We start from the raw sequence: 14,340 nt of genomic DNA, 5'->3' as shown, positions 1-14,340 counted from the left end.
CATACGGTGCGGCCGGCTGCGAGTTCTCCAGTGCCATCACCGCGATACAACCGGAAGTTGTGCAGCGGCCATGGCGCGGGAATGGGGGACGGGAATTACTAGTACCCGGTCAAGTCACCCTTGCCATCACCGTCGAAGTCGCCGCTGGTGATCGCTTCCATTGCCTTCCAGCTGCCATCCGGCCACTTGCATTTCCGCTGTATAGATCGAGCCCGCCATCGGGGCTCACTGCGGCGATGCCGTCGCGACCGTCGGAGTTGAAGTCGGCATTTGCGAAATGGGTCTTGACACCCCACATACTGTCTGACCACATCTTTTTCTTGGTGTCCGTAAGAGCGCCGTTGGTGCCTGAGGTGTAGGCGTACAAGGACCCATCCCCCCGGCAGCTGTCAGGCCATCGCGTCCCGAACCGTCCGCCGTGTAGCGCGGTACATGCCTCATGGTTTTCCACGATGCGTCATTCCACATCGGGCTCCGGGGCCCGAGTTGTCCCTCTGATGTACCACAGCCATCAGTGATGCCCCGGCAGCTGTGACAAGTAGCGTTCTGAGAGTACGAATGGCCATCAGAAGTCCTTCCGGGCGTGAAGCCTACGCATCCGGAGGCCCCCACCGAGATGTAATGAACAGGAAAAGAGTTCGCTGAATCCTACTCGTGACCTGAAGAGTGGTCAATGACCGCCCGATTGGCTCCATTTGGGGCCAAGGGTATCCATTTGTGGTGGCACCTTTTGGGGGTGCTATGTCGTATACAAATGCTTTGCTGTGCGTGTTCTTCGAGTAAGCCCTCATGGGGGACTTGGGGTGCTTTGAATGCGTTTCTGATCTGCGAAGAATGTAATGCACTGGTGAATGTCTGGTTTTGGCTCTCGTGGCGAGATGGCGCGGGTGGGCCGGCGCCCAGGGGAAGGGGGCTCCTGGACGTGAGAGAGGGCCGCACCCCCTGCTTGGGGGTGCGGCCCTCTCAGCGCTTAAGAAAGTACCGAATGGCTCAGTAGAGCAGCCGGTAGGTGCTCCAGCCGCCACCGATCTTCACGCGCGCCTTGTACGGGGAGGCCGCGTTGCCGGTGCCGGAGTAGCGCCAGAGGACGCCGTCCTTGTCACGGGCAAGCAGGTCGGCCCTGCCGTCGTAGTCGAGGTCACCCGTCGAGATGAGCACGTTGTACGCGTTCCACCCCGCCCCGACCTTGGTGCGGGCGCCGAACGGGGCCTTGTAGTTGCCGGTGCCCTTGTAGAGCCACAGGACGCCGGACTTGTCCTGGGCGACGAGGTCGTGCTTGCCGTCGCCGGTCAGGTCGCCGTTGCCCGCGATCTGGTTGTACGTGTTCCAGCCGCTGCCGACCTTGTAGCGGGTCGTCAGCTTGCCGTTGCCCGTACCCAGGTAGAGGTAGAGCACGCCCGAGCTGTCGCGGGCCAGCAGGTCGCCGGCTCCGGCGCCGCCGAAGTTGCCCGCCGAGACGATCTTGTTGTAGATGTTCCAGCCGCTGCCGACCTGCGACGCGGCACTCTCCCAGGGGAGGTACATCAGGTGGCCGTAGTAGTCCCGCGCCCACAGGCCGTCGGTCTGGTCGTCCGTGTTGTTGTTGACCTGGGCGAGGTCCTTGACGTCGGACCAGTTGTCCTTACTGTTCGACTTGCGGGCGAGGAAGCCGCCCTTCTGGTCCTGCGTGTAGCCGTACGAGTTGCCCGCCTTGTCGATCCCGTACAGGGCGGACGACACGGTGACGGCCGCTGCTGCCGCGGCGGGCTGCTGAGCGGAGTTGACCGCGCTCGGAGCCACCGGGCTCGGGGAGTCGGCGGCGACGGCGGAGGTGCCGGTGCCGACGAGGGCGGCGGTGATGGCCGCGGCTGCCACGCGGGCGGCTATGTGTCTGTGCTTACGGCCAGAGGTTTTGGCCACGAAGTACTCCATGGATCTAGATGAAGAGTGGCCCGCCCGACCCAGAAGGAAGGGCAGGCCACGGGTTTCATCCGAATCGTGTCATGACTTCGGTTGCGAAACCTTCACTTTTTGATCAGAAGACAAGACGGTAGGTGTTCCAGCCACCGGTACCGATCTGCACGCGGGTTCCGTACGGCGCCGCGGCCTTGCCCGTGCCCTTGTAGAGGTACAGCGCACCCTTGGCGTCCCGGCCGACGAGGTCGGTTGTGCCGTCCAGGTCGATGTCGCCGGGGGCGAAGACGGTGTTGTACGCGTTCCAGCCACCGCCGACCTTGGTGCGGGCGGTGAACGGGGCCTTGTAGTTGCCGGTGCCCTTGTAGAGCCACAGGACGCCGGACTTGTCGGCGGCGACGATGTCGTTCTTGCCGTCGCCGGTCAGGTCGCCGTTGCCCGCGATCTGGCTGTACGCGTTCCAGCCACCGCCGACCTTGTACCGCTGCGTGACGGTGCCGTCCCCGTAACCCAGGTACAGGTACAGGTTTCCGGCGGCGTCGCGGCCGAGGAGGTCACCGGCCTCGCCGCCGCCGAGGTTGCCCGCGGAGACGAGCTTGTTGTAGATGCCCCAGCCGTGACCGACGTTCTTGAGGTCGGAGTTGTCGTTGGCGCCGTAGTGGAGGGTGCCTGACGCGTTGGTCTGCCAGCGGCCGTTGGCGAGGTTGTCCGCGTCCTGGTCCACCCGGCCGACGAACTTGACGTCCTTCGCGTCGGCACCGAGCCAGCCCGCGTCGAGCTGGTCGCGGGGCTGCAGGCCGCCCTCACCGTTCGGTGCGTAGAAATTCACGGCGCCCGCGCTGTCCACGCCGGCGATGCCGTACATGGGCGCGTCGCCCGTGTCCGCCGCGAAGGCGGAGGTGCCGGTGCCGATGAGGGCCGCGGTTATCGCGGCGGCGGCGACGCGGGTGGCTGCCCGCCCGGGCAGACGGCCGGAGATCTTGGCCACGTGTGTTCTCCATGGGTGGTGGGTCGAGGCGTGACGCGCCGCGGGATACGGGGACACGCCACGGAATTGAGGGTGATCCTTTCACGAGTCCCTCACGGCTCCAAGGGTTTGACGGAAAGGCGTCAAAGCGACATCTCCGCCCGCCCGGCCGGGCGTTGCGCCGAGGTCCCCAGGTCAGGGACGGGTGATGGAACCGGCCGCCGCTGGTCCGGCGGACCGCTCTGTGGTCAGCCGGTGAATGCCGTGCAGCTGCGTCATCACATCCCGCAGCGACCGGCAGTCCCGCGGACCCGGGCCCGGCGCAGGCCGGGCGGTGCGGTGGCCGTCCTCCAGTGCGTCCGCCAGCACGGACAGAGCCGTCGTCACCCGCTCCGCCTCACCGGACGAGGGCCGGGGCACCCCGTTCTCGACCCGCAGCGCGCACGCGGTCGCCGCGTCGACGACCAGCTCGGCGGCCACCGTCACCGCCGACCAGTCGTGGTGCCGCCCGCCGAACGGGCCCGGCAACTCGGCCGCCACGGTCTCCGCGGCGGCCCGTGCCTCGGCCAGCGCCCGGTACGCGGCGCCGCGCAGCGCCAGCCCCAGCGCGTCGTCCCGCTGCCGGTTCGCGGCGTCGCCCGGCAGACGTGCGTACCTCGCGTCGCCCGGCAGCCGTGCGTACCTCGCGTCGCCGGGCAGCCGTCCGTCCCCGGCCGGGTCCGGAGTGTCCAGGACATGGCGCAGATACCGCTCCGTGCAGCGCAACGTGACGGCGAACCGGTGGCCCACCCGCACCCGGGGGTCGGCCACCAGCGGCAGATGGCCGACGAGCAGCACGATGACGCAGGCCAGGAAGGTCTCCAGCAGCCGGGACGCGGCCGCCTCGGTGTCGCCCGCGGTGTGCACGAACGACAGCACGAGCACGGTGATCACCGCGGTCTGGAACGCGAAGTGGCGGGTGGACAGGGGCACCAGGGCCCCGGCCACGACGACCGCCGCCACGACCACCGGCGCACCGAGGCCGCCGAGCGCGGCCATGAGGGCGACGAAGGCGAGGACTCCGGCGACGGTTCCGGCGAACCGGTTCACCACCCGGGAGAACAGCGGGCCCATGTCGGGCTTCACCAGGAACGCGGCGGTGGCGGGCAGCCAGTACCAGTGGTTCTCGTGCAGCAGCAGCGCGACAGCCGCCGTGACGGAGACGCAGAGCGCCACCCGCAGCCCGTACTCACGCCCGGCGGAGGTGAACAGACCCGGACGGGGACCGGGGCGCGGGCCCGCAGCACGGGCCTGCCCGGGGCCCTGCGGGGCGTGCCCGGGGTCCTGCGGGTCCTGCCCGCGGTCCTGCGGGGCGTGCGCGCCTGCCGTCGTCCGGTCGAAGACCACCGCGGCCTCCAGCACCGCCCGGTCGAAGGCGAGCCGTTCGACGGTGTCCGGCGGCGGGCCCGGCAGCGTACCCGCCGGTCCGCCGGAACGGACCGCGGCGGCGAGTCGCCGTGGGCCCTCGGCCACCGCGTCCGGGACGGGACGGCCCTCCCACAGCAGCGCGATGCTCGCCTCGCAGAGCGCGACCCCCACGCCGTGGCGTTCGGTGAGGGCGTGCTCCGCCCCGCCGGACCGGTGGGGCCACGGCATCAGCCGCATCAGCCGCAACGCCTCGTCGGCCTGCTGCTGCGCGGCGACCAGGGCACGCCGGGCGGAAGCCGCACCGGGTCCGCCAGAGCCGAGTGCGCCCAGCGCGTCCGCGAGCGCGTCGAACACGGCGGCGACGGCCTCGCGTTCACCGCTCCACCGCGTCGCGCCCGGCGAGCGCGGGGCGCGCAGCAGCAGTCGCAGGAGGACGAGCCAGCCCGCGCCGGAGAGGAAGCACAGCGCCTTCAGCCACGCGGGACCGGCCAGCGGCATCCCCATGCCGATCGTCGTGGCGACCAGCATCTGGAGGGCGGCCGCCGACCACACGGCACCCCGGGCGCTCAGTGCCCCGGAGACCCAGCCCACCAGGAAGAGCGCGGGGACCGCCGCCCACCGCCCCGTCGTGTCCGCGACCAGTGCGCCGACGAGCAGCCCCAGCGCCCCGGCCGCGGCCGGGGCCCCTATGTGGACGAGCCCCTTGCGGCGGGTGCCCGGGCGGTCGTTGACCCCGGCGAGCATCGCCCCGAGCGCGGCGAGGACACCCGGACCCGGCCGGCCGAGGGCGATACCCGCGCAGAGGAGGGGGCCGGCGCCGAGCGCGCCCCGCACCATCGCCGTGCGGGGCACGGGGGCCCGGCGCAGGCGCAGGACATGGGTGAGCCAGGCGGGCGCGTGGCGCCGCGGCCTCGTGCGGTCGGATCGGACGGCCGGAACGTGCACCGCGGACCTCCTCGTTCACCGGCCGGACCACGGGTCCGGGGGGCGGGTGGAGCGGGCAACGGCGGCCGCGTACACCGAACGTAACAGGGGGACTTGTCGGGCGGGCTGCGGTGGTGTTTCGGGCGTGTGATCCTGCCGGGCAGGGGGCCGGAGCGGACGAAACCCGCAGGTCGTCCGCGGGTGCGCGCGCGGCGTGGAACGCCGAGGGCCTACGCTCGAAGGTCTGATGACGACGATCCGACCCACCTCGCCCGGCGCCAAGGCCGGAGCCGAGTCCGTGCGCCGCAACAACCTCGGCCTGGTCCTGCGTGCCGTCCTGGAGGAGGGCGAGGTGACCCGCGCCCGGGTGGCGGCCCGCGTCGGGCTGACCCGGGCCGCGGTCTCCTCACTCGTCGAGGAACTGCTGGCGCTCGACCACCTGACCGAGTCCGGCAAGACGTTCAGCGGGAGCGCGGGACGCCCCGGGACCGTGCTGAAGGTGTCGGAGACCGGCCCGGCCGGGCTCGGCGTCGAGATCAACATCGACTACGTCTCCGTGTGCGCGGTCGGGCTCACCGGCACCGACCGGGTCCGTGTCACCGAGCACATCGACAACCGGAACACCCCGCCGGCGGAGGTCCTCGCCCACGCCGCCCGGCTCACCAACCGGGTCATCACCTCGACCGGCGAGCAGGGGCTGCGCGCCGTCGGCGTCGAACTGGCCCTGCCCGGCCTCGTCTCCGGCGGCATGGTCCGCCAGGCACCCAACCTGGGCTGGTACCGCGTCGCGGCCGAAGGAATCTTCGGCCAGGCGCTGAGTACGCTGCGGCCGGCGGGGCGTGCGCTGGCGGTCAGTTCCGACAACGAGGCCAATCTGGCGGCGCTGGCGGAGCTGTGGTTCGGCGGCCTCGGCGACGCCCGCGGCTTCCTCTACCTCACCGGTGAGATCGGCGTCGGCGGTGCGCTGGTGCTCCGGGGCGAACTGCTGCGGGGTGCCCACGGTTTCGCGGGGGAGGTCGGGCATGTGGTCGTCGACCCGGACGGGCCGCTGTGCGGGTGCGGCGCCCGGGGCTGTCTTGAGCAGTACGCCGGGCAGGCGGCCCTGCTGCGGGCCGCCGGCATCGACCCGGCCGCGGGGGTGCGCGGACTCGGGGAGCTGGAGAAGCGGGCGAGATCGGACGACCCGGACACACGGGAGGTGCTGCGGGCGGCCGGGGACCGCATGGGCGTGGTGCTGGCCGGGGCGGTCAACCTCTTCGACCTGGACACCGTCGTCCTCGGTGGCATCTACCGCGACCTGATGCCGTGGCTCGCCGGGGCGGCCCAGGCACAGCTCGCGGACCGGGTGGTCTCGGGCCGGTGGCGCACCGACGGCGGCGGGCTGCGGGCCTCCTCGCTCTCCGGCGACGCGGCGCGCGGCGCGGCGGCGCGGGTGGTGCGCGGGGTCCTGGCGGACCCGGCGGCGTACGCGGCGCGCTGAGGCGTCCGCGCAAGGAACCGCCCCCGTCCGCAGCAGGGCGAACGGGGGCAGGACCGGACCGGATCGGACTACTTCCGGTGCGCCGCGATCAGCTCCTGATACCAGCGGTAGCTGTCCTTCGGCGTGCGCTCCAGCGTGTCGTAGTCGACCCGGATGATCCCGAACCGCTTCGCGTACCCGAGCGCCCACTCGAAGTTGTCCAGCAGCGACCAGACGTAGTACCCGCGCACGTCGACGCCCGCGTCCATCGCCGACCGCAGCGCCGTCAGGTGCGTCCGCAGGTACTCGACGCGGTCCGCGTCGTGCACCGAGCCGTCGGCGTCCACGGTGTCGAACTCCGCCGAGCCGTTCTCCGTGATGTGCACCGGCGGCAGCGCGTCCCCGTACGTCTGCTTCAGCGCGGTCAGCAGGTCGGTGAAGGACTCGGGCACGACCGGCCAGTTCATCGCCGTCTTGCGGACGCCCCGGTACTCGCCCTCGCTGTACCGGTTGTCGGTGGCGACCCGCAGGGCCGGGTCGGCCTCGCGGTGCGGGGCGGCGGCGACCACGATGGGGCGGTAGTAGTTGATGCCCAGGAAGTCCATCGGCTGGGAGATCAGCTCCAGGTCGCCCTCGCGCCGGAAGTCCTGCGCGGTGATGAGCTCGCCCCAGGTCTCCTCCTCGGTGGACGGGTAGCGGCCCGCCAGGATCGGCTCGGTCCACACGAGGTTGTGCTGGGTGTCCGCGCGGACGACCGCGGCGAGATCGGCGTCCGACTCGGTCGCCGGGACGTTGCGGTCCAGGTTGAGCGTGATGCCCGCCTCGCGGACCCCCGCCGCGCGCAGCGCGGTCATCGCGTGGCCGTGACCGACGAGCAGGTGGTGCGCGGCGGCCAGGGCGCCGCGGCCCTCCTTCGCGCCCGGCGCGTGCCGGCCCACGGAGTAGCCGAGGAAGGCGCTGCACCACGGCTCGTTCAGCGTGATCCAGCGCGGCACCCGGTCACCCAGGTGCTCGGCCATGATCGCCGTGTACTCGCCGAAGCGCTCCGCGGTCTCGCGTACCCGCCAGCCGCCCTTGTCCTCCAGGGCCTGCGGCAGGTCCCAGTGGTAGAGGGTGGCGGCCGGCTCGATGCCCGCTTCGAGGAGTTCGTCGACCAGCCGGGAGTAGAAGTCCAGGCCCTTGGCGTTGACCGCCCCGGCGCCCTCGGGCTGGATGCGTGACCAGGCTATCGAGAACCGGTACGAGTCCACGCCGAGGTCACGCAGCAGGGCCACGTCCTCGGGGTAGCGGTGGTAGTGGTCGCACGCCACGTCGCCCGTGTCACCGCCGTCGGTCTTCCCCGGCGTGTGGCTGTAGGTGTCCCAGATGGAAGGCCCGCGGCCGTCTTCCTGCACGGCGCCCTCGATCTGGTACGAGGCCGTGGCCGCGCCGAAGACGAAACCGGGCGGGAAGACCGGGAAGTCACTCATGGAAACCCTTACTTGACCGAGCCGCCGGTGATCCCGGCGGCGATGTATTTCTGGGACAGGACGAGCAGGACCGCGGCGGGAACGGCCGAGAGGACCGAGGCCGCCATGACCGAACCCCAGTCACCGACGTGGGCGCCGATGTACTGGTAGATGCCCAGTGTGATCGGCTTGACGTCGTCCGTGGTGTTCAGCGTCAGGGCGAACATGAAGTCGCTCCACGCGTACAGGAACGAGAACAGCCCGGCGGTGATCAGTGAGTTGCGGCTCATCGGCAGGACGACCTGGATGAACGTACGGATGCGGCCGGCGCCGTCGACCTCGGCGGCCTCGATGACCTCGCGCGGGATGGACACCATGAACGAGCGCATCAGCACGATCGCGAAGGGGATGCCCAGCGAGGCGTCCGCCAGCATCAGACCGAAGTAGGAGTTGACCAGGCCCATGTCCACGTACGCGCTGTACAGGGCGTTCGCGATGACGATGCCCGGCACCATCTGGGTGATGAGCGTGCCGAAGACGATCGTCTTTCCGCCGCGCAGGTTGAACTGCGCCAGGCCGTACGCCGCCGGTGCGGAGATCGCCAGGCAGATCGCCACGGCGCCGAGCGCCACGGCCAGCGAGGTCAGCAGATTGCCGCCCTGCTCCGTGAAGGCGGAGGTGAAGCCGGAGAAGTCCACGCCGGTCGGGACCGGGCCGACGTCGACCAGGCTCGCGTCCGGCTGCAGCGCGGTGTTGATCATCCAGTACAGCGGGAACAGCATCACCGCGAGGATGACGACGCCGAGGACGGTCGCTCCCCAGCGGCGCTTTTGCCGGTGGACGGCGGGAGCCGGGGCGGCGGGGATCTGGGTGGTGGTCGCCATGCCGGTCACTTCCCCTCGTTGCGGTTGACCCGCAGGTAGAACACCGCGAAGACGGCGGAGATCAGGATCAGGATGTTGCCGACCACGGCACCGGCCCCGAAGTCCATCTGGACGAAGGAGTTCTGGTACGTGAGCGTGCCGAGCGTCTGGGTGGAGTCGGCGGGCCCGCCGTCGGTGAGGGCGAGGACCAGGTCGAGGATCTTCACCGTTGACATGAAGCCGAGCACCAGCACCACGGTGATGACGGGCTTGAGCATGGGCAGGGTGACCGAGCGGAACGTACGCCAGGCGGACGCGCCGTCGAGCGAGGCGGCCTCGTTGAGCTCCTTGGGGACCTCCTGGAGGCCGCCGTAGAGGATCACCATGTTGAACGGGATGCCGATCCAGATGTTCACCAGGATCACCGAGATCAGCGCCATGCTGGTGCTCGTCAGCCACGGCGTGTCACCGGGGAGGCCGATGGTGCCCAGGAAGGAGTTGAGGACACCGGTGTCCTGGTCGAAGATGCGCCGCCACACGATGCCGGAGACGACCATCGGGACGAGCCACGGCAGCAGGATCAGCGAGCGCAGGATCCCGTTCAGCGGGAAGCGGCGGGTGAAGAAGACGGCGAGGCCCAGGCCGATGCAGAACTGACCGACGAGCGATCCGACCGTGAAGAGGATCGTCTGCCACAGGGCCTTGCCGAACAGCCCGTCGTTGAAGACGTTGCTCCAGTTGTCGAAGCCGTTGAACGGCGCCTCGCCGGTGAAGAAGGTGGACGGCGAGTAGTCCTGGAAGCTCATCACGATGTTGCGGACGAGCGGGTAGCCGAAGAACAGGGCCATGAAGATCACGGCGGGGGCGATGAACCCCCACTGGGCGAGCGTGCGGCGGCGCTTGGCGCTCCGCGGGTTCACCGGCTTCTTGACCGCACCGGCCGCGGGGGCCTTCGGGTCGGCCGGCAGCGCGGCGGCCGAGGCTGTGGTGGATGACATGGTTCGTTACCTCAGTTCCCGCTCGTGACCTGCTGCTGGGCACGCTTCAGAGCGGCCTCGCTGGACTCACCGGTGAGCGCGGACTGGAAGGCGCTCTGCAGGGCCAGCGACACGGACGACCACTGCGCGCCGAGCTTGGCGGTACGCGAACGGGCCGTGGCGACCTGGTCGGCGAGGGCGGCCAGCTCCGGCGCCTTCGTGCGCCACACGGCGGCGGCCTTCTCGTTGGCCGGGACCATCCAGCTGTTGATCGCGTAGGTGATCTCTTCCTGCTCGCCCGACATGCAGCCGATGATGCGGGCGGACATCTTCTCCCGCGCCTCGTCACCGGTGTTGGGCACCGTCAGCACGCCGCCGCCCAGCGGACCCACCGAGTCGTCACCGGCCTTCGGGACCGGGATCTGGGCGATGCCCCAGTTCAGCCCCTTCTTGGAGTTGAGGGTCTCCACCTGCCAAGGGCCGTTGATCATCATGGCGGCGTTGCCGGCCATGAACTGGTCGTTCACATCGGCCTGGGTCCAGTTGACCGTCGACTTGGACAGTGAGCCGTCCTTGAGGAGGCTCTTCCAGTAGTCCAGCGCCCCGGCGACCTGTGGGCTGTCGAGCTTGGTCTCGTCGCCGCCGTTGGACCACATGAACGGGGTGAACTGGAAGACGCCGTCCTCCGCACCGCCCGCGCTGAGCGCGAGCCCGTACCGCTTGCCCTGCGTGAGCTTCTTCGCGGTCGCCTGCATCTCGGCCCAGGTGGTGGGCACCTCCAGGCCGGCCTTGGCGAGGGTGTCCTTGTTGTAGAACAGCGCCAGGGTGTTCACGGTGCGGGCCGCACCGTAGTACTTCCCGTCGTACGAGCCGAAGTTGACGATGCCCTCGGGGATGTCCTGCGTCGTCAGACCGAGGTCCTTCAGCGGGATCAGCCCGCCCGCCTCGGCGAACGTCGGCATCTCGGAGGCGTCCAGCTGGAGCACGTCGGGCAGCGACTTCGACGACGCCATCCGCAGGGCCTTCGTCATCACCTGCGAGGCGGGGACACTCTGCTGCTCGATCTTCACCCCGAGCGTCTTGCTGCACCGGGCCAGCGTCTGGGCGTCCCAGCGGTGGTAGGACTCGTCGGTCGACGAGTTCATGACGGTGTACACGTCCGCATCCCGCTGCTGTCCGCAGCCGGACAGGACGACGCCGCCGACCAGCGCGGAGACGACGGTGAGCGGGACGATGACCCGCCGGTGATGACGGCGGCGCGGCTGGCGCACGCCGTCCGGAGAAGGTGCTGTCACGATGGTGCCCTTGCGTGAGAGGGGTGCCGGGCCCGGGGGGACCACTGTGTCCCGACGAGGTGGATCCGTCCGCCCGGGCGCGGGTCCGGCAGGCCCGCGCGCGGGGAGAGTGGGGTGTCCGACGGCGAAGGTCCGCGCCGGACACCCCGGTGGGGTCAGCTGACGCCGAGCAGGTGCTCCATGGCGAGCTGGTCGAGCGCCTCGAAGGCCATCGAGCGCTCGGCGGCGCCGTCCACGTCGAAGTCCTCGAACGCGGAACGGTCCGTGAGCAGGGCCTTGACGCCGTCGGCGGCGGTGGGCTGTGCCAGCTCGTCCAGACGGGAGGCGGCCAGCGCCTCCTGGACGGCCGGGTCGGCGCGGAACGCCAGCGCGCGCTCCTTGAGGATCAGGTAGTTGCGCATGCAGTTCTTCGCGGACTCCCACACCCCGTCGATGCCGTCGGTGCGCACCGGCTTGAAGTCGAAGTGCAGCGGGCCCGCGTAGTCCGAGCTCTCCAGCAGGTCGACGAGCCAGAAGGCCTGGCGCAGGTCGCCGGCGCCGAAGCGGAGGTCCTGGTCGTACTTGATGCCGGACTGGCCGTTGAGGTCGATGTGGAAGAGCTTGCCCGCCCACAGTGCCTGCGCGATGCCGTGCGCGAAGTTCAGCCCGGCCATCTGCTCGTGGCCGACCTCGGGGTTCACGCCGTACATCTCCGGGCGCTCCAGGCGCTCGATGAACGCCAGGGCGTGGCCGACGGTCGGGAGCAGGATGTCGCCGCGCGGCTCGTTCGGCTTGGGCTCGATCGCGAACTTCAGGTCGTAGCCCTGGTCCACGACGTACTCGCCGAGCAGGTCGAACGCTTCCTTCATCCGGTCCAGCGCGACGCGCACGTCCTTGGCCCCGCCGGACTCGGCGCCCTCACGGCCGCCCCAGGCGACGTAGGTCTCGGCGCCCAGCTCGACGGCGAGGTCGATGTTGCGGATGACCTTGCGCAGCGCGAAGCGGCGGACGTCGCGGTCGTTGGCGGTGAAGCCGCCGTCCTTGAAGACGGGGTGCGTGAAGAGGTTCGTGGTGGCCATGGGGACCTTGAGACCGGTGCGGTCCAGGGCGCCCTTGAAGCGCGCGATGATCGCGGCGCGCTCGCTGTCCGAGGACCCGAACGGAATCAGGTCGTCGTCGTGGAACGTCACACCGTGCGCGCCGAGTTCCGCGAGGCGCTCGACGGACTCGACCGGGTCCAGGGCCGGGCGGGTGGCGTCACCGAAGGGGTCGTTGCCTCGCCAGCCGACGGTCCAGAGCCCGAAGGTGAACCGGTCGGCGGGGGTGGGGGTGAAGCGATTCGACATTCTGCTGCCTCTTCGACATGGCCCGGGCGGCTGCTCTGCCGTCCGACCGATTTGTTTGCTGGCAGTACTAATACGGCATCTCGGCGTTTGTTTCTAGACCACTTCTGTGACACATGCGTCACATAGGGACAACATGGCAGCCTGTGAGGGGGTCGTACGGCCCAGGCGGGGCGGGGTGTGGGCGGCTTCTGCGTCAGTCGAAGCGCTTCGAAGAATTATTTGTTTTGTGTACGATCAAAATCGGGACCCACAGGAACGAGGTACGACATGCCGTCGCGACCAGCCAGAAACCCGGCCACGGCACCGGTATCGGCCGTCATAGGAGTGGACAGCTCCACCCAGTCCACCAAGGCCGCCGTCGTCGACACCGCGACCGGCAGGCTGCTCGCCGTGGGCCGCGCCCCGCACACCGTGACCGGCCAGGGCGGCGCCCGCGAGAGCGACCCCGAGCAGTGGTGGCAGGCCCTGTGCACGGCCGTCGTCGCCGCCCTCGCCGAAGCGGGCCTGGACCCGGCAGCCGTCACCGGCATCGCCGTGGCGGGCCAGCAGCACGGGCTCGTGACGCTCGACGCCGACGGCCGCCCCCTGCGCCCCGCCCTCCTGTGGAACGACACCCGTTCCGCCCCGCAGGCCGCCGCCCTCACCGCCGCACTCGGCCGGGATGCCTGGCTGGACCGCACCGGCTCGGTCCCCGTCGCCTCGATGACCGCCGCCAAGTGGATGTGGCTCCGCGAGAGCGAACCGGCGACCGCCGCCGCGACCGCCGCCGTCCGTCTCCCGCACGACTTCCTCACCGAGCGGCTGACCGGCACCGCCGTCACCGACCCCGGTGACGCGTCCGGCACCTGCTGGTACGACCCCGCCACCCAGGGGTACGACCCCGAGCTGCTCGCCCTCACCGGCATGCGGGCGGACATGCTGTCCACGGTCGCCGCCACCGGGGCCACCCGCGCCGGACACCTCACCGCCGAGGCCGCCCGCGCCCTCGGCCTGCCCGCCGGCATCCCCGTCGCCGCCGGCACCGGCGACAACATGGCCGCAGCGGTGGGCCTGGGCCTGGGTGCCGAAGGGCTCCTCGACCACCCCGTCGTCAGCCTCGGCACCTCGGGCACCGTCTTCGCCGCCACCCGCAACCGCCCGCACTCCGCGCTCCTCGCCGGATTCGCCGCCACCGACGGCACCCGCCTCCCGCTGGGCTGCACCCTGAACTGCACCCTCGCCGTGGACAAGGTCGCCGAGCTGCTCGGCCTGGACCGGGAGGACGCCGTGCCCGGCGGCGAGGCCGTGCTCCTGCCCTTCCTGGACGGCGAACGCACCCCGGACCTCCCCGCCGCCTCCGGGCTCCTGCACGGGCTGCGGCACGACACCACCCGGCAGCAGATCCTCGGCGCCGCCTACGAGGGCGCCGTCGTCGCCGTCCTGCGCGCCCTGGACGAACTGCCGCTCGACGCGCCCGACGCGCCGCTGCGCCTGATCGGCGGGGGAGCGAAGGGCACGATGTGGGTCGAGACCGTGCGCCGGCTCTCCGGGCGTGCGGTGATCCTTCCGGACTCCGGCGAGCTGGTCGCGCTGGGCGCGGCCGCCCTCGCCGCGGGCGCCGCCACCGGCCGCGACCCGGTGGCCCTGGCGACGGAGTGGGGCACCGGTGAGGGCCGGGAGCTGCCCGCCGTGCCCCGGTCCACGGCCACCTGGGACCGGGTGACCTCGGTCCTGGACCGGGCGGCGCCCGCACTCCTGACGACGCACTCCTGACGACGTACCCCGCACACCTCCCCGTACCAC

General features: G+C 70.7%; 11 protein-coding genes. 2 read left to right on the top strand and 9 right to left on the bottom strand.

Going from position 1 to position 14,340, the window contains the following annotated elements; all coding sequences use genetic code 11:
• Positions 1-109: 109 nt before the first annotated feature.
• From OG959_RS06440 to OG959_RS06425, 4 genes are all read right to left on the bottom strand, one after another.
• Positions 110-367: a hypothetical protein gene (locus OG959_RS06440; protein WP_326657181.1), complete on the bottom strand. Its 258-nt coding sequence runs from the start codon at positions 365-367 to the stop codon at positions 110-112.
• A 623-nt stretch (positions 368-990) separates the two neighbouring features.
• Entirely contained in the window at positions 991-1,899 is a 909-nt protein-coding gene (locus OG959_RS06435; RefSeq protein ID WP_326657180.1) for an FG-GAP repeat domain-containing protein, read from the bottom strand.
• 115 nt (positions 1,900-2,014) lie between these two features.
• On the bottom strand, positions 2,015-2,881 hold the full coding sequence (locus tag OG959_RS06430) for an FG-GAP repeat domain-containing protein (protein WP_326657179.1): 867 nt from the start codon (positions 2,879-2,881) through the stop codon (positions 2,015-2,017).
• A 174-nt stretch (positions 2,882-3,055) separates the two neighbouring features.
• Positions 3,056-5,212: an FUSC family protein gene (locus tag OG959_RS06425; protein WP_326657178.1), complete on the bottom strand. Its 2,157-nt coding sequence runs from the start codon at positions 5,210-5,212 to the stop codon at positions 3,056-3,058.
• A 226-nt stretch (positions 5,213-5,438) separates the two neighbouring features.
• On the opposite strand from OG959_RS06425, the gene OG959_RS06420 reads away from it, so the two are divergent.
• On the top strand, positions 5,439-6,671 hold the full coding sequence (locus OG959_RS06420; protein WP_326657177.1) for an ROK family protein: 1,233 nt from the start codon (positions 5,439-5,441) through the stop codon (positions 6,669-6,671).
• A 68-nt stretch (positions 6,672-6,739) separates the two neighbouring features.
• On the opposite strand, the gene OG959_RS06415 is transcribed toward OG959_RS06420, so the two are convergent.
• From OG959_RS06415 to xylA, 5 genes are all read right to left on the bottom strand, one after another.
• Complete coding sequence (locus OG959_RS06415; protein ID WP_326657176.1) at positions 6,740-8,119, bottom strand: GH1 family beta-glucosidase; 1,380 nt, start codon at positions 8,117-8,119, stop codon at positions 6,740-6,742.
• An 8-nt stretch (positions 8,120-8,127) separates the two neighbouring features.
• Complete coding sequence (locus OG959_RS06410) at positions 8,128-8,982, bottom strand: carbohydrate ABC transporter permease (RefSeq protein WP_326657175.1); 855 nt, start codon at positions 8,980-8,982, stop codon at positions 8,128-8,130.
• 5 nt (positions 8,983-8,987) lie between these two features.
• On the bottom strand, positions 8,988-9,959 hold the full coding sequence (locus tag OG959_RS06405; protein WP_326657173.1) for a carbohydrate ABC transporter permease: 972 nt from the start codon (positions 9,957-9,959) through the stop codon (positions 8,988-8,990).
• An 11-nt stretch (positions 9,960-9,970) separates the two neighbouring features.
• Entirely contained in the window at positions 9,971-11,233 is a 1,263-nt protein-coding gene (locus OG959_RS06400; RefSeq protein WP_326657172.1) for an ABC transporter substrate-binding protein, read from the bottom strand.
• A 155-nt stretch (positions 11,234-11,388) separates the two neighbouring features.
• Positions 11,389-12,558, bottom strand: a complete 1,170-nt coding sequence (gene xylA, locus OG959_RS06395; protein ID WP_326657171.1) for a xylose isomerase — start codon at positions 12,556-12,558, stop codon at positions 11,389-11,391.
• Positions 12,559-12,825: 267 nt separating this feature from the next.
• On the opposite strand from xylA, the gene xylB reads away from it, so the two are divergent.
• Positions 12,826-14,310 carry a xylulokinase gene (gene xylB, locus OG959_RS06390; RefSeq protein ID WP_326657169.1) on the top strand — a complete coding sequence of 495 codons (1,485 nt, stop codon included), beginning with the start codon at positions 12,826-12,828 and terminating at the stop codon, positions 14,308-14,310.
• The last annotated feature ends 30 nt before the right edge of the window (positions 14,311-14,340 follow it).

The sequence above is a fragment of the Streptomyces sp. NBC_00385 genome, from assembly GCF_035917155.1.
GTDB classification, from domain to species: domain Bacteria; phylum Actinomycetota; class Actinomycetes; order Streptomycetales; family Streptomycetaceae; genus Streptomyces; species Streptomyces poriferorum.
Note: the sequence above shows the minus strand (reverse complement) of the source record. Positions and strands in the feature narration are given on the sequence as shown.